Annotated in this window: 18 protein-coding genes; 13 read left to right on the forward strand and 5 right to left on the reverse strand. The window is 64.7% G+C overall.

From position 1 onward, the window contains the following. Positions 1–37: 37 nt before the first annotated feature. From MLGJGCBP_RS33040 to MLGJGCBP_RS33055, 4 genes are all read left to right on the forward strand, one after another. Positions 38–1,594 carry an acyl-CoA synthetase gene (locus MLGJGCBP_RS33040; RefSeq protein WP_160100982.1) on the forward strand — a complete coding sequence of 519 codons (1,557 nt, stop codon included), beginning with the start codon at positions 38–40 and terminating at the stop codon, positions 1,592–1,594. A gap of 91 nt (positions 1,595–1,685) precedes the next feature. Beyond that, entirely contained in the window at positions 1,686–2,777 is a 1,092-nt protein-coding gene (locus tag MLGJGCBP_RS33045; protein WP_160100938.1) for an NAD(P)-dependent alcohol dehydrogenase, read from the forward strand. A gap of 142 nt (positions 2,778–2,919) precedes the next feature. Beyond that, positions 2,920–3,447 carry a winged helix-turn-helix domain-containing protein gene (locus MLGJGCBP_RS33050; protein ID WP_201453261.1) on the forward strand — a complete coding sequence of 176 codons (528 nt, stop codon included), beginning with the start codon at positions 2,920–2,922 and terminating at the stop codon, positions 3,445–3,447. A gap of 16 nt (positions 3,448–3,463) precedes the next feature. Then, on the forward strand, positions 3,464–3,997 hold the full coding sequence (locus MLGJGCBP_RS33055; protein ID WP_201453262.1) for a transposase: 534 nt from the start codon (positions 3,464–3,466) through the stop codon (positions 3,995–3,997). Positions 3,998–4,143: 146 nt separating this feature from the next. Here the strand turns inward: MLGJGCBP_RS33055 and MLGJGCBP_RS33060 are convergent, their stop codons facing one another. From MLGJGCBP_RS33060 to MLGJGCBP_RS33070, 3 genes are read right to left on the reverse strand one after another with little or no spacing between them, the layout of a single operon-like run. Continuing rightward, positions 4,144–5,001, reverse strand: a complete 858-nt coding sequence (locus MLGJGCBP_RS33060) for an ABC transporter permease (protein WP_201453263.1) — start codon at positions 4,999–5,001, stop codon at positions 4,144–4,146. Then, positions 4,998–6,032 carry an ATP-binding cassette domain-containing protein gene (locus MLGJGCBP_RS33065; RefSeq protein ID WP_201453264.1) on the reverse strand — a complete coding sequence of 345 codons (1,035 nt, stop codon included), beginning with the start codon at positions 6,030–6,032 and terminating at the stop codon, positions 4,998–5,000. Before MLGJGCBP_RS33065 ends, MLGJGCBP_RS33060 begins: the two co-directional genes overlap by 4 nt. Next, the gene (locus tag MLGJGCBP_RS33070; RefSeq protein WP_160100939.1) at positions 6,025–6,687 is read right to left on the reverse strand and encodes a TetR/AcrR family transcriptional regulator; all 663 of its coding nucleotides are present in this window, start codon (positions 6,685–6,687) and stop codon (positions 6,025–6,027) included. The genes MLGJGCBP_RS33065 and MLGJGCBP_RS33070 overlap by 8 nt, the downstream gene beginning before the upstream one ends. Positions 6,688–7,371: 684 nt before the next feature. On the opposite strand from MLGJGCBP_RS33070, the gene MLGJGCBP_RS33075 reads away from it, so the two are divergent. The 4 genes from MLGJGCBP_RS33075 to MLGJGCBP_RS33090 all read left to right on the forward strand — a co-directional run bounded on the left by MLGJGCBP_RS33075 (position 7,372) and on the right by MLGJGCBP_RS33090 (position 11,544). Beyond that, positions 7,372–7,938, forward strand: coding sequence for a TetR/AcrR family transcriptional regulator (locus MLGJGCBP_RS33075; protein WP_160100940.1), 567 nt, complete (start codon positions 7,372–7,374; stop codon positions 7,936–7,938). Positions 7,939–7,999: 61 nt separating this feature from the next. Next, positions 8,000–8,947, forward strand: a complete 948-nt coding sequence (locus tag MLGJGCBP_RS33080; RefSeq protein WP_160100941.1) for an alpha/beta hydrolase — start codon at positions 8,000–8,002, stop codon at positions 8,945–8,947. A 419-nt stretch (positions 8,948–9,366) separates the two neighbouring features. Then, a complete protein-coding gene (locus tag MLGJGCBP_RS33085) occupies positions 9,367–10,818 on the forward strand; it encodes an LVIVD repeat-containing protein (protein ID WP_236581500.1) in 1,452 nt (483 codons plus the stop codon). A 96-nt stretch (positions 10,819–10,914) separates the two neighbouring features. Further along, on the forward strand, positions 10,915–11,544 hold the full coding sequence (locus MLGJGCBP_RS33090) for a DUF305 domain-containing protein (protein WP_160100943.1): 630 nt from the start codon (positions 10,915–10,917) through the stop codon (positions 11,542–11,544). A gap of 131 nt (positions 11,545–11,675) precedes the next feature. Here the strand turns inward: MLGJGCBP_RS33090 and MLGJGCBP_RS33095 are convergent, their stop codons facing one another. Continuing rightward, a complete protein-coding gene (locus tag MLGJGCBP_RS33095) occupies positions 11,676–12,545 on the reverse strand; it encodes a PaaX family transcriptional regulator (protein WP_087560304.1) in 870 nt (289 codons plus the stop codon). Between the two features lie 49 nt (positions 12,546–12,594). Then, entirely contained in the window at positions 12,595–13,701 is a 1,107-nt protein-coding gene (locus MLGJGCBP_RS33100) for a CaiB/BaiF CoA transferase family protein (protein ID WP_160100944.1), read from the reverse strand. Between the two features lie 161 nt (positions 13,702–13,862). On the opposite strand from MLGJGCBP_RS33100, the gene MLGJGCBP_RS33105 reads away from it, so the two are divergent. From MLGJGCBP_RS33105 to MLGJGCBP_RS33125, 5 genes are all read left to right on the forward strand, one after another. Then, positions 13,863–15,035, forward strand: a complete 1,173-nt coding sequence (locus tag MLGJGCBP_RS33105; protein WP_160100945.1) for a 2-hydroxyacyl-CoA dehydratase subunit D — start codon at positions 13,863–13,865, stop codon at positions 15,033–15,035. A gap of 28 nt (positions 15,036–15,063) precedes the next feature. Then, positions 15,064–16,404: a 2-hydroxyacyl-CoA dehydratase subunit D gene (locus MLGJGCBP_RS33110; protein ID WP_160100946.1), complete on the forward strand. Its 1,341-nt coding sequence runs from the start codon at positions 15,064–15,066 to the stop codon at positions 16,402–16,404. Continuing rightward, positions 16,405–17,382: an acyl-CoA dehydratase activase gene (locus MLGJGCBP_RS33115; RefSeq protein WP_160100947.1), complete on the forward strand. Its 978-nt coding sequence runs from the start codon at positions 16,405–16,407 to the stop codon at positions 17,380–17,382. After that, positions 17,379–18,179: an SDR family NAD(P)-dependent oxidoreductase gene (locus MLGJGCBP_RS33120; protein ID WP_160100948.1), complete on the forward strand. Its 801-nt coding sequence runs from the start codon at positions 17,379–17,381 to the stop codon at positions 18,177–18,179. Before MLGJGCBP_RS33115 ends, MLGJGCBP_RS33120 begins: the two co-directional genes overlap by 4 nt. Before the next feature lie 177 nt (positions 18,180–18,356). After that, entirely contained in the window at positions 18,357–20,006 is a 1,650-nt protein-coding gene (locus MLGJGCBP_RS33125) for an AMP-binding protein (protein ID WP_160100949.1), read from the forward strand. The last annotated feature ends 175 nt before the right edge of the window (positions 20,007–20,181 follow it).

Genomic DNA, 20,181 nt, shown 5'->3' on the forward strand with positions numbered 1-20,181 from the left:
TTTGAGCGACAACCGCACTACCCTCGACTGGAGCACGATGTATCCCGGAGCATACGTTCACGAGACTCCCGACAAGCCTGCCGTCATCATGGCCGCAACAGGCGAGACGGTGTCTTTCGCCGACCTCGAAACGAACTCGATACGCCTGGCCCACCATTTCCGAAGCCGCGGGCTGGGCCGCGGGGACCACATCGCGGTCCTTGCCACCAACAAGGCCCAGGTGTTCGACATCTACTGGGCGGCCATCCGTTCAGGTCTGTACATCACCATGATCAACTGGCACCTGACACTTCCCGAGATGGCATACCTGATCGACGACTGCCAGGCTCGCGCCGTCATCATCGACGCAGACCTCCACGCCATCGCGAGCGACCTGATCCCGAAATGTCCTCAGGCGAAGGACTGGATGTCCTTCGGAGGCGCCATCGCCGGCATCGACACACTGGACTCCGCCGCCCTTGATCACCCGACCCACGCACCGAACGACGAGCCGCGCGGCGCAGACATGCTGTATTCGTCGGGCACCACTGGACGTCCCAAGGGCATCAAACCTACGCTGCCCGACCGTCAGATCGGTGATCCCGGCGACTCCCTTATCGAGCTCAATCGGACCGTCTGGGGCGTCGGACCAGATGACATCTACCTCTCTCCGGCACCGCTTTACCACGCCGCGCCGTTGAGAACCTGCGCCACCGTCCAAGCACTCGGTGGCACCGTTGTCGTGATGGACCGATTCGACGCCGAGAAGGCGCTGTCCTACATCGAGCAGTTCCGCGTCACCTACAGCCAGTGGGTGCCAACGATGTTCGTTCGCATGTTGAAGTTGCCGGAGTCCACACGGAATCGATATGACCTGTCGAGCATGCGAGTGGCAGTCCATGCAGCCGCACCCTGCCCCGTCGAGATAAAAAGACAGATGATCGACTGGTGGGGGCCCATCGTCGACGAGTACTACTCCTCGACCGAACTCAACGGCATGACCCTGGTCAAGGCGCCGGACTGGCTGCGTAAACCCGGCACCGTGGGCCGCGCCGCGATCGGCACCCTTCGCATCTGCGGCAACGACGGAACCGTCCTACCGACAAACGAAGTGGGCACCGTGTACTTCGAGCGCGACACCCTGCCGTTCGAATATCACAACGACCCCGACAAGACGAGGCAAGCGCAACACCCGAAGCACCCCACCTGGACGACCACCGGAGATGTCGGCTACGTCGACGACGCCGGCTACCTGTTCCTCGTAGATCGCAAGTCGTTCATGATCATCTCCGGAGGAGTCAACATCTACCCCCAGGAGATCGAGAACATCCTCGTCGAACATCCGAAGGTGCTCGATGCAGCAGTCATCGGCATTCCCGACAACGAGATGGGCGAGTCCGTGCTCGCCATCGTCGAACCCTCCGCCACAGCCACGGGTAACGACGCACTGGCTGCAGAACTCCTCGACTACCTCCAGCCCAGGCTGGCTCGATTCAAACACCCCCGGCGCATCGTGTTCAGCAATGGCCTACCACGAACCCCCACCGGCAAACTCGCCAAAGTCGGACTGCGTGAACGCTATTCCGACTCGTCCTCCAGCCTCACGGCGTTGTGATTCTCGCCGATACCAGCAGTCGCCGCCGCTCGCGTAGCCCGATACTGCCCCTCACCGCACCTGACCCCAATGCCTCGCCAGGAGAGTTGACGTGAAGATTGAAGGAGCCGTTCTACGGTCCTCCGACGGAACATACGAGCTCGAAGATCTGAACATCCGGCAGCCACAAGCCGGCGAACTCCTCATCCGCATCGTTGGGGTAGGCATGTGTCATACCGACCTGCTGCCCCGGAGATCCGACTACACCGCCGCGTTGCCGATCGTCACCGGCCACGAAGGCTCCGGCGTGGTCGAAGAAGTTGGCCCTGGGACGGAAGGCTACGAGATTGGCGACCACGTCGTCCTATCCTTTGACGCCTGCCGCACCTGCACCAACTGCATATCCGCACACCCCGCCTACTGTGACACGTTCTTCGCACGCAACCTCACCGGCACCGGGATGGGACACGACGTCGTCGTCACGGATGGCAACGGCGCACCGGTATCTGCCCGTTGGTTCGGCCAGTCATCGTTCGCCTCACACACCATTGTGCGCGCCGCCAACGCCGTCAAGATCGCACGCGATCTGCCGTTGGAACTGCTCGGACCCTTCGGTTGCGGTATCCAGACTGGCGCTGGATCCATTCTCGTTGCACTGAATGTGCGCGCTGGATCAAGCCTTATCGTCTACGGAGTAGGCGGCGTCGGATTGAGCGCGATCATGGCCGCTCGAATCGCTGGAGCTACCACAATCATTGCTGTCGATCTCAACCCACCTCGTCGCGACCTTGCTCTCGAACTCGGGGCAACGCACGCAGTGGACGGTGCCAGACACGATCTCCTCGACCGCCTCCTCGACCTCACCCGAGGAGGCGCTCAATTCGCCCTGGACACCACGGGTGTTCCGGCCGTGATCGACACCGCGGTCAACGCAATCCGGCCTACCGGAATCTGTGGCCTTGTCGGCGTGCAGCGAGGCGATCTCGTCCTCGCTCCCAGGACATTGGCAGTCGGTCGCACCGTAACAGGAATCCTCGAAGGCGACGCCGTACCTCATGTACTCATTCCTCAGCTACTCGAGCTTTGGCGCCAGGGCAGGTTCCCCTTCGACAAGATGATCAAGACGTATCCACTCACACACATCAACGAAGCCGAGCAGGACACAATCGCAGGCAAAACTGTGAAGCCCGTGCTCCTTCCCTGAAGATACAGGCGCGAACGACACGAGGTAGGAGCGTAGAACCATATCGCCGCAATGCGCGTAGGTATTTGCGGCATTAAAGATGTTTCGGTAATAGGGTGTGTCATAGCACGGGATTCCCACTGTGCTGCTGGATCATTGACGAATGGCAGGGAAGAAGACCGGTTCCGGCGAGGAGCCCGACGCCCGGAAAATCAAGCAGCGCGGTACTCGCCGTGATCTCGGAGCGTTGCGTGACCGGCGGATGCGGGCGGCGGAGATGTCCGCCGTAGGGCGGCGGCAGATCGATGTCGCGGTCGAGTTGGAAGTCTCCCAGCAGACCGCCTCACGCTGGCATCGACAGTGGACCGCAGGAGGCAGTGAGTCGTTGGAAGGTGCCGGTCGCGCGGGACGCCGGCCCCGGCTCGATGACGCCCAGATCGCCGTGATCCGAGAGGAACTGCTCAAAGGACCGCAAGCGCATGGCTTCGCGACCGGGGTGTGGACCCTGGGCCGGGTCGCGATCGTCATCGAGCGGCTGACCGGCGTGACCTACGGACCCACCCAGACCTGGACGATCCTGCGGACCAGGCTCGGGTGGAGCCGCCAGCGTCCCGCACGGCGGGCAGTCGAACGCGACGAGGACGCCATCGTCGCCTGGCGCGAGAACGAGTGGCCGCGGATAAAAAAATAGCGCGTCGCCAAGGTGCATGGATCTGCTTCCAGGACGAAAGCGGTGTGTCGCTACTCCCGGTGGTCCGTGCAACCTGGGCGCCCAAAGGTATGACACCGGTTCTGCATCACCGATTCTCCTGGAAACGCATGTCCACCGGGGTCCTGGCCTATCGACACGACCGCACCCGCAGCGCGTTCGTGTTCTCCATGACCGACGGCGCTACAACACCGACAAGCTCATCGAATTCCTCACCGAACTACGCACCCACTTCGCCGGCGAGAAGGTCATCCTGATCTGGGACGGGCTCATGGCCCACCGATCCAAGGCGATGACCGCGTGGCTGGCCACCCAACGCGACTGGCTCCACGTCGAACGTCTCCCTGCCTATGCTCCCGAGCTCAACCCCATCGAACAAGTCTGGGGCAACATGAAATCCACCGAACTCGCCAACCTGTGCCCCGAAATCCTCGACCAGGTCCGCATCGCGACCGAGGCCGGCCTGACCCGGATCGGCTCGAACTACGACCTGTGCCACAGCTTCCTCGACCACACAGGACTTTCCCTATGATCAGCGCTCACCCTATTACCGAAACATCTTTAACCGTGCTACCTGACGAATTCCTGGGAACCGGCTGCGTAACGCCTGTCCACTGTCCCGGCCAATTCCGCTGTGCCCGATCAGGTCGGCCTGGGCTGGAGCACGCTGCCGCGTCCCTATTCCGTCGTCCTCCGCTTGACGAAGTAGGTTGCCGCCGGTGCTGCCACGGCGAGGATCAGAACCGACCAGATCAGCGCGGCTTCGATCGGGTGCTGCATCGGCCATGCCTGAATTGTCGCCGACGGGTTCGGGTTTCCCCAGAGCACGCGGGTCCCGGCGACGACCGAGCTCACCGGGTTCCAGGTTGTGATCGTCTGGAGCCAGTCCGGCATGTGTTCGGTGGGGACTATGGCGTTGGATACGAATGTGAGGGGTAGGAGCAGGATGAGGCCGAAGGAGGCCGCCGTTTCGGGGCTCTGCGCGTTCAGGCCCATGCAGGCGGACACCCACGAGACGGCGTAGGCGAAGAACAGCATCAGCGCAAAGCCCCCGAGCACCGATGCCAGGTTCGCCTCCGGACGCCACCCCACCGCGAGGCCGGTCAGCGCGACGATGAGCGCGCAGAGCAGTGCTGTGAGCAGGTCCGCCAACGACCGCCCCACCAAAATGGCGGACCGCCACATGGGCAGGGCGCGGAAGCGCTCCATCATGCCCTCGTGCAGATCGGTGCTCAGGCCGACCGCGGTGCCCATGGTGGAACTGACAAGGTTGAGAGCCAGGACGCCGGCCAGGGCGTAGTCGACGTAACTTCCGCCGCCGGGGATCGGGATGCCGCCGCCGAAGATGTAGACGAACAGCAGCGTGAAGACCAACGGCTGAATGGTCACGTCCGACAGTTGCATTGGCGCACGCGAGATGTGGATCAAGTTGCGCCGGGTCATGGACCAGGTCTGGGACAGCGGGCCGCGCACGCCGCCGGACCGGCGCAGCCGCTCGGAGCCGACCCCGGATTCCGTGATGTCTGTGCTCGTCATGACCGCACCTCCCGGACCTCGTGGTCGTCGGCGCGGCCACGCGGGCGGGAACCATCGTCGTCACGGTCCGCGCCGTCGTCGGCGATCCGCCCGCCGGTCAGGGCGAGGAACACGTCGTCGAGGGAGGGTCGGCGGACTTCGATGTTGTCCACCAGAACTCCCGCTGCGTCGAGTTGCCTCACGAGGGCGGTGGCCAACCCGGATGTCGCATCCACGCCCGCGCTGAGACGCCGCCCGTCGTCGCTCGCGTGGACACGTCCGACCACCAGCGGAGCAATGGCACCTTCCGCGTCGGCGTGTGGTGCCGCCAGTGTCACCTCGACGTGCGCGCTGCGGCTCGCTTCCTTGAGCTCGTGCGGTGTCCCTTCGGCGATCACCGTGCCGTGGTCGACGACGACGATGCGGTTGGCCAGGGCGTCTGCTTCTTCGAGGTACTGCGTGGTCAGCAGAATCGTCACCCCGTCACGGAGAAGTTCCCGAATCGCGTCCCACACCATCTGGCGTCCGGTTGGATCCAGCCCGGTCGTCGGCTCGTCGAGGAACAGGACCGGCGGCCGCGTCATCAGCGATGCCGCGAGATCGAGTCGGCGGCGCATGCCACCGGAATATCCCTTCGACACCCGGTCGGCGGCGTCGAGCAAGTCGAATTGGGTGAGCAGTTCCGCAGCACGGGTTCGCGACACGGCCCGTCTCATGCCGGACAGCTCCCCCACGATCATCAGGTTCTGGCGCCCGGTGAGCAGAGGGTCGAGCGTCGCGTCCTGCGCGGCGAGACCGAAATAGCGCCGCACCTCGCCGGGATGCTTGACCACGTCGATTCCCGCGACGGTGGCGCGTCCTGCGTCGGGGAGAGCTAGCGTGGTCAGGATCCGCACCGCTGTCGACTTGCCGGCGCCATTCGGGCCGAGCAGACCGAGAATCGTCCCGGCGGGCACCGCGAAGTCGATACCGGCCAGGGCTCGGGTCTGCCCGTAATGCTTGACCAGACCCTCGGCCTCGATCATCGGCCTGGTTTCCGTGCCGTTACCCATATGTCTTCCCTCCAGCGGTGACGCCCGTGGCTGTGCGGGCGGCTGGTGCTGTGGCCAGGGGATAGACGGCCTCGTCCATGATCTGGCGGGCGAACTCGGTATCGGGGAGTTCCCCGGACATCACGAGCTGTTGGAGGGCGAGCGCGGGGAACAGCCCGGCCAGTAGGTCCAGGTCGTGACCGTCGGACATTTCCCCTCGGGCCACGGCACGCTCGAAGACCTCCCGAAAGCCCGCCATGCGCGGCGCCATGAACTTCTCCCGGAACACCTGCCGCAACTCGGCGTCCCGGGCGAGGGCGTTGACCATCCCGACCGTCACGCGCGCACCGAATTTGCCCTCCGCGCTGGTGATCGCCTCCGCCAAAGCGTGCAGATCCTGTCGCAACGATCCCGTGTCCGGGATGTCGGGGGCACCCTTCAGGCTGTTCAGGGAATCGACGACCAGCTCTGCCTTGTCCTGCCATCGCCGGTAGATGGTGGTCTTGCCGGCACGGGCACGTGCGGCCACGGCGTCCATGGTCAGGCGGTCGTAACCCACCTCGGCGAGAAGGTCTAGCGCTGCCTCTCGCAAGGCCAGGTCGCGCGAGCTGTCCCGGCTACGACCGCCCCGGTGGCGTAATTCATCCCCGCCGCCGGCTCCGTTGTCTCGGGTCATGGAGACCCTCCTCGTTGCGATGCCACACTTCCGCTACGAATGCGTTTCGATACGAAATCGTATCGCCGCGAATCGGCGGAGTCTATAGCCGATACACATCGGTGGGCGCGCGATACCGACGCGAGGATGGGCGCCTTCGGCGGCGGCGGGCTGAGTCCATCTACCTCCCACCGAGGTGATCCCGTTCGACATGCCGGAACACAGCGTTTGATGATCCGCCGCCCACCCGGAGCGGTTTCGGGTTTCTCGCCGATATCGTCGGCGAATCCGGTTTGTCACCATGCGTTCTCACCGCCTCATCTACGCGCCGGGTACCACGCGCCGGGGAGCCAAGATTGCGCTCAGGGGACTCTGCTGCATGAATTCCGAAGGCGTCGCCTCGACCGCTCGGTCGAGATTGGTATCGCGGCGCCCGACCGAATGCGCCAGCCGCCACCTCCAGCGGATAGTGCTCGAACTCCGCGACCGCGACCCGTGGGGCCGGGCAGTTCACACTCATGGCGGTAGGCGCGCGCCATAGCGACTCGTGCGCAACCTTCGTGGCTTTACTTTAGTCGGCGTGATCTATTGCACACGTGTCAATTAGTCGTTATGGTCTGACCTATGGCTTTGACCGGCATACCGCCCGCCGCGTTCATGCGGTCGGGAAACCCTGAGGATCCACGCTCGCGGCGCACACGCGTCTTGCTCCTCGCCGAGGCGGAACGCGAAATCGCACGGTCCGGGCGCCTGCCGACGGTAGCGACGTTGGTCCAGTCCGCCGGAGTCAGCCGTGGCGCCTTCTACACCCACTTCGGTTCGATCGAGGAACTCGCGGTCGCGGCCGTACGCTCGGTCCTCGAAGAGTTCGGCGAGGGTCCTGATATGGCGCAACAGCGTGTCGGGTCGGGGGCGAGCAGTTCTCAGCTCGGCTACGGTGCGTTCTTCGCCCACATCGCCGAACACCGGCCGCTCTTCACGGCCTTGGTCGCGACGTCGAACGATGGATCAGCACGTGAAGAGTTACGCGAAGCCCTTGTGCGGCAAACGGTGGACGCGGTCACCGCCAGCGCGAAGAAGCCCGCGGGGCTCGACCCTCGGCGCGCCGCGGCCTTTCTTGTAAGCGGGATCCTGGGGGTTCTGTCGGAATGGCTCCACGACCCGGAGCCGGTCGACCCATACCAACTGGCCGACCAGATCGCCGATCTTCTGCCTTCGTGGCTGACTGAGGGCACCCGGCAGGTTCCTGCCGTTCATGTAGACCGCCGCTGACCGCCTCGCGCCGAACGCGAAACTCTGCTGCACCCGAAACCCCGAGAACAGGAACCTTCGAATGCCATTGCAACTCGACAAGGACATCGCCGCCGCACTGGTTGCCGGCGCCGAAGCCGCCGCGGACGTGGCGCTACCCGAACGCGACGATCCCCTGGCGCTACGCGAGATCACCAACCAAACACTGACAACCCTGCTTGCCAACCTGCCCCCCACACCGCAGGTGAAGACGGTCAGCTACGAGACGGTCAGCGAGGACGGCACCACCGTTCCGCTGCGCTGGTACACCCGCGGAACCGACAAACCCGGCTCCGCGATCGTGTACGTGCATGGCGGCGGCATGATCTGCGGATCCGTTGACGTGTACGAGCCCTTGATCCGGTACTACGTTCACCTGACCGGGGTTCCCTTCCTCGCGATGGACTACCGCATCGCACCGGAGGTGCACGGCACAATCCCCGCCGAGGACGCGTTCGCCGCAATTTCGTGGCTGTTCGACAAGGCCGACGAGTTGGGTATCGATGCAGGCCGCATCGCACTCATGGGCGACAGTGGCGGTGGTGGTGTCGGCGCCGGAGCGGCAATCCTCGCGCGTGACAATGGCTTCGATCTTGCCCGACAGATTCTGATCTATCCCATGCTCGACGACCGCAACACCACGCCCGATCCTGCACTCGTACCCACCGCGACCTGGACCTACGACAACAACTACACCGGCTGGCACGCCCTCCTTGGCGACGACATCGGCTCTCATGCGGTCTCCCCTATCGCCGCACCAGCTCGCCTCGACGACTTCACAGGTCTCGCACCGGCCTACCTCGAGGTCGGTGAACTCGACATCTTCCGCGACGAAACCATCGACTACGCCCGCCGCCTCCTCGCGGCCAATGTTTCCTGCGAACTGCACCTGCTCCCCGGTGCACCCCACGCCCATGACCTGATCGGAATGCCCTTCGACATCGGCCGGCGGTCGCTCGACGAAAAGGTCCGGGTACTCACCTCCGTCTAGGACGGAGTGTCAATAGCCCGCCGGTTGGGCCGGAGTCCTTCCGGCGCGTGACTCATGCACACCACCGTCTTTCATCCCCGGCCGCACACCCGGCGGCCGGGAACTCAGTCGCGCCCGTAAGGCGTTGTGGCGCAACAACATAAACAGATCGTGCACCGGGTCTGAGTCATCCCTCGTTAGGTGTATCACTTTCGGCCAATGGTGTGATGCCCGCCACCCTGTCGGGTGGCAGGCTGATTCCGCTGCACTCGGCGAGGCCGCGATTCTTCGCGGGACCTTCCCCAAAGGTTCGAGTGCAGAACTGTTGAGCTCACTCCACGCCCGAACGAAAGACGCGGCGGAGGAACCACCCGCCCCACTGGGACCGAGTGTCCGGGGCGAGAAGGAGAGGACACCATATGCGAGCAAGATCGCTCGTAGTGACATGTGCATTGTCGCTGTTCGTTTTCGGACAACAGCAAGTCATCAGCGCGCCGGCCTCCGCTGTAGAGCCCACGGCGGCGATCCCGCGAGCCGAGTGCGGTGAGGGCTCGTCGCCGGAGACCGGAGTGCAGGGTCAGGTGCCGAAGGCCGATCGCGTCAGCGGTCGCAGCCAGGACGGTTACAGCTGCAATCTGTCGCTCGTCGGTCAATACCAGGGTGAAGGCGCGTCGTGGGTGAACCCGACGTATGAACATTGCGCCTACATGGCGTCGTCGTTTCCTGGCACCCTCGGCGCGAAGAGTGCCGGGGTCAGCGTTCTCGACGTCTCCGACCCATCCAATCCGGTACTGACGGCTGTCCTATCCAGCCCCGCCATGATCGGCGGAACCTGGGAGTCCCTGAAGGTGAACGAAACCCGCGGCCTGCTAGGCGCGGTGGCCGGCGGCATCGCGGTCGGCGTCGGATCCTTCGACGTCTACGACATCGCTACCGACTGCGCCCATCCACGCCTGCTCAACGGCGTGAACGGCACCAATCTCACGATCCCGGTCAACACCCTCGGGCATGAGGGAAATTGGTCGCCCGACGGGAACACCTACTGGGCCACCGGGTTGACCGGCGGCGTCATTACCGCGATCGACGTGTCCGACCCCGCGCACCCGCGCACCTTGTTCGTCGGCAGCACCGGACTGTTCAACCACGGGTTGTCGGTCAGCGAGGACGGCAACCGAATCTACGTCTCGAACGCGCTACCCGCGGGACTGAACACTTTCGACGTCAGCGACATTCAAAACCGAAGGCCCAACCCCCAGCTGCGCCAAGTCTCCTCCATGTCCTGGTCTGACGGTCTGATCAGTCAGGCATCGATCCCGATCACGGTCGACGACCACCCATATCTGTTGACGTGGGACGAATTCAGCTCCGGCGGGATCCGCATACTCGACATCTCCGACGAGAAGAATCCGGTCGTGACCGGTCAAATTAAGCTCGAGATCAACCAGCCGCAGAACATCGACCTCCGGCGAGCGGACACGGCAGGCAACGGCCTGTTCGGCTACGACACCCACTACTGTTCCGTAGACCGCGTGGTCGACCCGACCGCTTTGGCCTGCGGGTTCTTCCAATCAGGGATTCGCGTCTTCGACATTTCCGACATCTCCCACACCAAAGAGATTGCCTACTTCAATCCGCCGGCTCAAGTCGGCAAGCGCGATCTGCTGAAGAATTCCGAACACGCAAACGGGTTCGTGGTGCCGTCGATGCCCGCGTTGTCCGACGCCGAGAACCTCAATGTCGGTAGCCCGCCGCTGCAACTCGGACCGGCCGATCTCACCGCGGACTACTGCTCCTCACCGCCACGATTCGTCGGGGACCAGCTGTGGGTGACATGCCAGGACAACGGATTACTTGCCCTGCAGTTCGACAACGGTGCGTACCACGGAGGCTGACCAATGACAGACACGGCACTGAAGAACTTCGACACGCTCCAGACAACTACTCGCGGTGGCAAAGCGTCGCGGTTCTCACAGTCCAAGCTTGTCCGTGTGACGCTGGTGGTCCTCGTCGCCGCGACCCTCGGAGTCATCGGCGGATGGGGGCTGGCCGTCATCAACCGGACCGACACCGGCGACACGCGCAACAGCGCCGATGTCGGCTTCCTCCAGACGATGACCACCCATCACCACCAGGCGGTCCTGATGGCGCAGTTGGCGGCACCACAGCTCGAGTCGCCGGTGAGTCCGCTGGCCATGAGCATCCAGACGAACCAACTCATTCAGATCGGTCAAATGCAAGGTTGGCTGCAACTATGGGACGAACCGGTTCAGGCCACCGAGTCCAGCATGTCCTGGATGGGTGAGGAGGTCGCCGATCCAGGACACATGCACGGCATGGCCAGCCAAAGCGAGCTGGACGCACTCGGCACTGCGGTCGATCGGGACGCGAACGTACAGTTCCTGCAGTTGATGCTTCGCCACCACCGTGGTGGCATCGAGATGGCAACCACGGCCGCACAAATTGCAGGTACGGGCGAGGTCCGAGCATTGGCATCGACCATGGTGGTGGACGAAACCCGGGAGGTGGAGTACATGGCTTCACTCCTCGACAGTTTAGGTGCCGCCCCGCTACCGGACACGTCATCGCTCTCACCGATGCATCACTCGCATCCCAACTGACGTCGTTCACGGGCCCGCGCAATTCCCGCCAAAAACGCACTGGTGAGTGGATTGCGCGGGCCTCGCACCGACAAGCGACGGTCGGTTCACGTGCGCGCGTGCCCCTTGCGGCATCACCCCCGGCAGACCGATCAGTCGAGACCGGCGATCCGACGCCAGTGCGCGTGGGCGGTGGGGGTCCACTCGGCGCGGAGGTCCCGCAGCCGCCGGGCGGCTTTCAGCCCGCGCCAGTCCGGCAGCAGCACCTCGGGGAGCCGGGGATCCATGTACGGCATGCGCCGCAGCGCGTCCGCGAGCTGGAGGTGCGCGAACAGCAACTCGTCGCCCGGTTCGAAGGTGCGGGCATCGAAGCGGTCGAGCAGTTCGTCGTACTCCTTCTCGGCGGCCTCCAGATCCCATGAGCGGCGGACGAGTTCGTTCTCGGGAATCCCGGGGACGGCGAGCGTCCCGACGAACGAGACCGTATTCGCGGTCAACCCGAGAGACTCGATGGTTCGTTCCGCTTCCGCGGCACGATCGACGTGGGGAGTGACCCAGACGCCGGGTGTCGGGTTCCCGAATCCTGCCCACCGCAGCGCGGCATAGAGCTTCTTGCGGGTCGAGCGATGCGACTCCGGAATCGGCACGTTCACGACGAGCCACCTGCCGTCCCATTGCGTGGTGTCGACGTCGGTGGAGAAGACACGAAGTTCACCTTCGGTGAAGAGCCGATGCGCCTTGTCCGTCAACGTCCACTGCGTTTCGCGTCCGTTCCGGTCTGCGGCGATCAGACCGGCGGAACCTGTGCGCGCGATCGCCTGCCGAGCGGCATGCTCCCCGTACCCGAGTCCTTTGAGGACATACAGTAGCGCGGCCGTCCGCACCGGCTGTCCGTACGGTTCGACGAGTTCGCCGAGCACGGTGACGAGGACCGACCGCGCGCTTCCGGTCGACGCCACTTCCTTGTCGGGGGTGGACTCCGGTTTCGAGTCGGACGGCTTCGAGTCAGACATGAGTGTCATCGTCGCGCATCAGGTCGACCCGTTGCCACAACACCCCTGGAGACCCCGGTCACCGATCGTCATCGACACCCCAGTCCTTGAAGACGGCCTCGGTGTCGGCGCCGGGTGTGCGGGGCGGCGCATAGGTTGCGGGTGGTGTCTCGGCGAAGCGGGGCGCCGCTGCCGGCTGACGCTGTCCGAACGCGTTCACGACCGTGTTGCGCGCGGCGATGTGCGGGTGGTCCGGCACCTCGGCGAGGGCCAGCACCGGCGTCACGCACGCGTCGAGATGGGCGAAGGCCTGCACCCACTCCTCCCGGCTCCGCGTGACGAAGACGTCGGCGAAGGTCTTCCGGAGCGTCGACCATGCCGACTCGTCGTATTGGTCCGGCAGACCCGCGGGGTCGAGGTCGAGTCCCGTCAGCAGCTGCGCATAGAAGACGGGCTCCACGGCGCCGACCGCGATGTACCGACCGTCGGCGCACTCGTACGTGTCGTAGAAGGGCGCCCCGCCGTCGATGACGTTGGTCCCCCGCCGATCGGACCAGAGCCCGTTCTCGGTGAGCGTCCAGAACATCGTCATGAGCGCACTCACCCCGTCGACCATCGCGATATCGACAACGTCTCCGCGACCGGTCCGCTCCCTCGCGTACAGGGCACCGAGAATGCCGGTGACCGCCGGCATCGAACCGCCCCCCAGGTCGGCGACCAGGTTGAGCGGTGCGAGTGGCCTCTCGCCGTCCCGTCCGATGGCGTTCAGCGCACCGGTGAGCGCAAGGTAGTTGATGTCGTGCCCGGCATAGGGCGCGAGCGGGCCGTCCTGGCCCCACCCGGTGATCCTGGCGTACACGAGCCGAGGGTTCCGCTGACGGCACACGTCGGGACCGATGCCCAGTCGCTCCGCCGCACCCGGCCGGTAACCCTCGATGAGGACGTCGGCTTTGTCGACGAGCTTCAGGATCCTCGCCAGGTCGGCGGGGTCCTTCAGGTCGGCACTCACCGAGCGCCGATTACGCAGTCCCGCATCCTTGTCCACGGGCAACAGCTGCGTCACGCCCCCTGGACGCTCGATTCGCACGACCTCGGCGCCGAGGTCCGCGAGCTGCATCGCGGCGTGGGGTGACGGGCCGATCCCGGCGAGTTCGACGACCCGCAATCCATCGAGCACTTGTTTCATCAGGAGCCTCCGAACAACGGACGACGTGGGTTCTCCCCACAACCAATGTTTGACAACTATGGCAACTATCTATCCAATAACGTAATATCTCAAGTCAGGTCGCCGCGACGCAGTTCGTCAGTCGTCGGGGTGTATCCGTCCACCAAGTCGAAGGGCTGGATGTGAACGAACTGGATCCGACCGTCATGTCGTCGCTGCGAGCGGCGGCCGATGACCCGGTCGCATATGCGCAGGCATGGAAAACGAAGAACGGGAACCGCGTGATCGGTTCTTTTCCGATGAACTTTCCCTCCGAGATCGTGCACGCCGCCGGTGCGTTGCCGGTGATCGTCCAGGAAAGCCGCACCCCGATCACGGAGGGTCGTAACCTGCTTGCCGAGTTCTACTGCGGCTACACGCGTAGCGTCGCCGATCAGGCCGCGGTCGGTGAACTCGACGTCTTCGACGGCTTCGTCGCCGCCGATCACTGCGTGCAACTCCTCGGCGCCGTCGACGTGATCCGCTGGGCGCGGCCCGAGAAACCGGTGCACTTCGCGCAGTTCACCAGCGCTATGGACGACCCGTGGACCAAGCCGCGGGTCGCGGGCCGCGTGCACGAACTCAAGCTCGAGATCGAGGGGGTCGTCGGGGCGACGATCACGGACGAGTCGCTCGCCGAGAGCATTCGGCTGTTCAACACGAATCGACGCCTACTCCGGGAGCTTTACGACCTGCGGCGCACCGGCCGTGCGCGCATCACCGCGAGCGACATGCAGGTACTGGTGAAGTCGAGCATGGTGATGGACATCGACGAACACAATGCCGCCCTGAACGGTCTTCTCGTCCGGCTCGACCCGAATGCCGACGTACCCGACGACCTGGTGCGGTTGCATCTCTCCGGTCACTTCTGCCACGCCCCGCGCCCCGAGGTCCTCGATGTGATCGAGGAGTCCGGAGTGATCGTCGTCGACGACGACCTGTTTACCGGCTTCCGGTACATCTCGACCGACGTCCCCGAGCACGGCGATCCGCTGGAGGCGCTGTCGGAGTGGTACCTGGACCGTAACGACAACGCCCCCTGCCCGACACGGGTCACCGTCGGGGTCGACTGGGACACCTATTTGATCGACTCACTCGAGAAGAGCCGCGCGAACGGTGTCGTCGTCCTGATGGCGAAGTTCTGCGAACCCCACATGCTCTACTACCCGGAGTTACGCAAGGCGCTCGACGCGCACGGGATACCGCTGCTGCTCCTCGAGACCGAGCACGAAGGCAACCCCGTCGAGACGCTCCGCACCAAGATCGAGACCTTCGTGGAGCGCATTCGCCGTCAGCTCGCACCCGTCCCGTCCTGAATTCGACTTTCACTCAGAGGAGTTCGCCATGGCGATCGAAGAGATCAGCAAGGAAAAGACCCGCCGCTTGTCGAGTACGCGAGTCGGCGGCAAGTTGGTGGCCGACTATTGGGAGAACATCTTCACCGCCAAGGAACGCGGGAAGCATGTCGTCTGGTACAACGGCGCCGCACTGAACCCGCTGTTCCAGGCCGCGGGCCTGGAGTGGTGCCACGGCGAGGCGTTCGCCGCTCGACTGGCCGCCCAGCACCTCGAAGGGCCCGCCCAGGCCGCCGGCGCCGAGTACGGCTACATCGGTGAGCTCTGCTCTTACGCGCGAACACATCTGGGCTGCGCCGTGCTGACGCACCAAACCGCGGCCGACCGGGAGACCGGCGTGGTCGGCATGGTCGACCAGCAGGAATTGGCGAGCAAACTGCCTGCCCCGGACTTCTTCGTCAACGGCTACGCCGGATGCAGCACCGGTCAGCAATGGGACGCGATGACGTACCGGGTGTTCGATCGCAAACTCCCGCTATTCAACGTCTCGATTCCCATGCTGTGGGGCAACAAACCCGACGCCGGGTACATGCGGGGCGAGGAGTGGACCGAGGTGAGCAAGTACGTCGAAGGGCAGCTGCGCGAACTCATCACCTTCCTCGAACACCAGACCGGGAGACCGTTCGACTGGGATGGACTCAGCGAGAGCATGTCCTACATCAAACGGGCATCCGAGCTGCGCCTCGAGGGAATGGCGCTGTGCAGGCAGGCACCCACGCCTGCGACCTACTGGGACTGGGTCGCGAGCATCGCGCCGATCAACTTCCTGCCCGGCAATCAGGCGCTCGTCGACTATTTCGCCGGCGTGAAGGCCGAAATTCAGCAGCGGGTCACCGACGGGGTCAGCGCGGTCGCGGACGAACGCTACCGCGTGTACTTCGACGGGATCATGAATTGGAACAAGCTCGGCTTCCTCACCCGGAAGTTCGCGGAATACGACGTCGCCGTCGTCGCCGGCCGCTACACCCACGAATCCTTCTGGCAGGAGCCGCAGCTCATCGACGTCGACAACCCGCTCCTGGGCATGGCGCAGCACTACCTGCTCTGCCCACTGAACCACGGATTGAAGAACCTGCAGGAACTCCTGCTCCGCCGGCTGGACGAATACGCGATCGACGGGATCGCGTTCCACTCGACGCGGACGTGCCGGGCGATGACCAATCCGCAGACGATGCTCGCCCGCGCTGCCGAGGCGGAGCGCGGCGTCAAGTCGTTCTTCTTCGAAGGCGACGTCGCCGACGCGTCGTTCTACAACGACGAATTGTTCGACAGTCGACTGGAGGCGATGCTCGAGGCCATCGACGTGCAGCGGATGAAGTTCGTGATCTAGATGGCTGCCACCTCCGCAGACAAGACGACGCCGGGTTGGTTCGTCATGGGCGTCGATCTCGGGTCCACCACGGCGAAGGCCGCCGTCGTGGACCAGGACGGCGCCCTGCGCGGATCGAGTGTCGTGCAGATGGGAGCCGTGAGCCGCGAAGCGGTCGCGCGCGCAATGGACGGGGCGATGGCGGCCGTCGGTGTCGCGCACACCGACATCCAGCGGACCATCAGCACCGGCTACGGGCGCAAGCTGGTCCCCGGGGCGAACCGGACGTTCACCGAAATCACCTGCCACGCTCGTGGCGCCGCCGCCCTGCACCCGGGTGTGCGGCTGGTGATCGACATCGGCGGACAGGACAGCAAGGCCATCATCGTCGACGACGACGGCCTCGTGGAACGGTTCGCCATGAACGACCGGTGTGCGAGCGGGACCGGCCGCTTCTTCGACGTGCTGGCGCGGGCACTGGAAGTCGACATCGGCGCGGTCGGCGAACTCGCGCTCACCGGTTCCGAGAGCCTCGAGGTCAGCAGTATGTGCGCCACGTTCGCGGAGACCGAGGTGATCTCACTACTCGCGCAGGGCCGCGAGAAGGCGGACATCGCCGCGTCGGTGCACAAAGCGGTCGCGGCGCGCACACTCGGACTGGTGGCACAGGTCGGCAAGGCGACACCGACCGTGATGACGGGCGGAGTGGCGAAGAACCCGGCCGCCCGTCTTCACGTCTCGCGGGCGCTGGGCCACCCGGTGGAACTACTCGATCAACCACAGATCGCGGGCGCGTACGGCGCCGGACTGCTGGCCCGCGACGACTACGCGGGCACCGCTGCGGCGCCGACGTCGTCCGACGCCGCCACCGAAGAACAATTCCGGGCGAGCCTGTCGAGTGGGACGCCGCACTGCCAGGACTGCGACGGCAGGCCCGGCCATTCCCATCCGGGCACCGGCGAACCGGTGCCCCTCGAACTGCAGAGGAACATCCGATGACCACAGACACACCCGAAGTCTGGGTACCAGACCTGTCCGAGGCCACCTTCTACATCGTGGGTGGGACGAGCGGAGTAGGCCTGCAGGTCGCCCGCCAGTTGGTCCGGGCGGGCACCCAGCGCATCGGTCTGGTCGGCCGCAACACCGAGCGCGGCGAGAAGGCGGCGGCGGAGGTTCGATCACTCGCTTCGGGTGTCTGGGCCTTCTTCGCCGCAGGCGATGTGAACGACCCCGCCGAGGCCGCGCGGGTGACCGAGGAACTGTCGGCCTCGCTGGGGCCGGCCGATGTCCTGATCAACAGCACGGTGAGCGCGTTCACGCCCCGACTGTTTCACGACACGCCCCCCGACGATGTCCCGTCGATCCTGGTGCAGCAGGCGCTCGGCCCGATCAACATGTGCCGGGCCGTACTTCCACACATGCGGGCGAAGCACGGCGGCGCGATCGTGAACATCGCCTCCGACGCGGCGAAGCATCCGACCCCGGGAGAATCCGTCATCGGCGCGGCCATGGCGGCCATCGTGATGTTCTCCAAAACCCTTGCGATGGAAGCCAAGCGCGACGGCATCCGCGTCAACGCGGTGACGCCGTCGCTCATCCGCGACACCGGCGCCTACGACCGTGTCATGGCCGAGCCGTTCAGCGCCAAGCTCTTCGCGAAGGCCGCCGGGCTGGCCTCACTGGGGGTCGCCGAGCCGGTCGACGTGGCCGACCTCGTGTTGTTCCTGTGCAGCCCTCAGGCCCGTCGGATCACCGGTCAAGCGGTCAGCCCGAATGGCGGCATCTCGGCGGGGTGAGGGCCCCTCAGCTCGCCCACACTATTTTGACGGATTCATAGCGATCAGCTCCACATGTGTATTACATTGCGTGATGACTGAGACACCACTTCGCAGCCGACTCCGGCTTCCTCGTCACGAGCACCTCACGCTCCACCAACTCCCCCACCCCGCACAGCCCGAAGGCAGGATTGCATCATGCCCCTCGAAAAGTCTCTCTGGCCGGCGACACCGAGCTCAGGCGTCCGCGACATCACCGTCGGCGACCTGCTGCGAGAGGCCACGTCGGCGGTACCCGACCGCCTCGCCCTGGTCGACGGATCTCCCGATCCGGCCGACCGGCGAGAGTGGACGTACCGTCAACTCCTCGCCGACACCGAGAAGGTAGCCAGGGCACTGCTCGCCCACTTCGCGCCCGGAGACCGGATCGCGATCTGGGCGCCCAACAGTGCGGAGTGGGTAATCCTCCAGCAAGCGATCGCGATGGCCGGGATGGTGGTGGTGGGCGTGAACCCCGCTTACCGCGCCCACGAACTCGAGTACATCCTTCGCCAGTCCCGCTCGGTCGGGCTCTTCTACCGGGAAAGCTATCGCGGCGCGGACCTCACGGCGGTCTTGGCGGAAGTACGGCCGTCACTCCCCGAACTCCGCATGGTCGTCACACCGAGCGAGTGGCAGTCCTTCATCGCGACCAGCGACCCGGCAAGTGAGTTACCCACTGTCGCACCTACCGCGCCGGTGCAGATTCAATACACCTCCGGAACCACCGGTTTCCCCAAAGGCGCACTGCTGCACCACAAAGGAATCGTCAACGAAGCCACGTTCGTGTTCGAGCGTGCCGGGCTGGTAGACCACGTCGTCTGCGTCAACGCAATGCCGATGTACCACATCGGGGGCGGCGCCGTAACCGAACTCGGGACGTTCGCGGCGCACGGGACCTTTGCGGTACTACCCGGCTTCGACGCCGCACTCATGCTCGAGATGCTCGAAACCTACCGCGGAACACACTCACTGATGGTTCCGACGATGCTCATCGCGCTTCTCGAGCACCCGGACCGCGGAACACGCGACCTGTCGAGCCTCCACACTGTGCTGTCCGGCGCGTCAGCAGTTCCCCAGGCACTCGTCGAACGGGTGCTCGACGAACTCGCCTGTCAAGTCACGATCCTGTTCGGGCAGAGCGAGATGCACGGCGTCATCAGCCAGACCCGAGTCACCGACGATCCTGCCGATCAGGCCACCACCGTCGGACAGCCACTGCCGGAACTGGAAGTGAAGATCATCGACCCCGTCTCCCAGGAGGTTGTCCCGATCGGTGAGCAGGGCGAAATATGCTGTCGCGGCTACCAGACGATGCTCGGTTATTCCGAGATGCCCGACGAGACCGCCGCCACCATCGACGCCGACGGATGGCTGTACATGGGTGATCTCGCAACGATGGACGAACGAGGCTTCCTCCGCATCACCGGCCGTCTCAAAGACATGATCATTCGAGGCGGCATGAACATCTATCCCCGCGAGATCGAAGAACTGCTGTTCCGCCACGACGACGTTGCCGAGGTTGCGATCGTCGGGGTTCCCGACACCCGATGGGGCGAGCAGATCGGCGCCGTCGTGCGACCGGCGGACCCCGCGAACCCACCGAAGCCGACCGAATTGAAAGCCTGGTGCCGCGACCGAATCGCGGCCCACAAGACGCCGTCGCTGTGGTACTTCACCGACGCACTCCCCATGACACCGTCCGGGAAAATCCAGAAATTCCGTGTGCAGCAGGAAATTGCGTCCGGAGCACTCACCGCCGCAGACCTCGATACCCAGCCGGCTCCGGAGTCACTGTCCAACAGCTGACCCGGACTCACCTACTCTGCTGCCACCGGACCGTCCCCGGCGATCGGATTCACGACGCGTTTCGATCAACGCCAACAAACGCAAGCCTGAGTTCGAAGCGGGTGTTCGCGTTCTTGGCATCGATCCCGAAACGCGTACACCACGGCATCGGCGTCCATTCGCTGTGAGCGATAGC

This window comes from Rhodococcus sp. T7 (assembly GCF_009872365.1).
Lineage (GTDB): Bacteria > Actinomycetota > Actinomycetes > Mycobacteriales > Mycobacteriaceae > Rhodococcus_F.